Origin of the sequence: Paenibacillus xylanilyticus, from assembly GCF_013359935.1 — a bacterium.
GTDB lineage: Bacteria > Bacillota > Bacilli > Paenibacillales > Paenibacillaceae > Paenibacillus > Paenibacillus xylanilyticus.
This window is the reverse complement of sequence record NZ_JABMCB010000065.1, coordinates 1-263: the sequence shown is the minus strand read 5'-3', so window position 1 is coordinate 263 and position 263 is coordinate 1. Positions and strand designations below refer to the sequence as shown.

2 tRNA genes are annotated in these 263 nt (G+C 52.9%); both read left to right on the top strand.

The annotated features are described in order from the left end of the window. Positions 1-62 precede the first annotated feature (62 nt). A tRNA-Asp gene (locus HP552_RS00475) sits at positions 63-140 on the top strand. A 20-nt stretch (positions 141-160) separates the two neighbouring features. Next, positions 161-233, top strand: a tRNA-Phe gene (locus tag HP552_RS00470). Positions 234-263 lie beyond the last annotated feature (30 nt).

Below are 263 nucleotides of genomic sequence, written 5' to 3'. Positions count from 1 at the left end.
GCAACTGACTTGTAATCAGTAGGTTGGGGGTTCAAGTCCTCTCGCCGGCACCATTAATGCCTGGAACCGTGGTGTAGTTGGCCTAACATGCCTGCCTGTCACGCAGGAGATCGCGGGTTCGAATCCCGTCGGTTCCGCCATTAATCTAAAAATTAAATAAGGCTCGGTAGCTCAGTCGGTAGAGCAGAGGACTGAAAATCCTCGTGTCGGCGGTTCGATTCCGTCCCGAGCCACCTTTTAATCCTGGAGGATTAGCGAAGTGG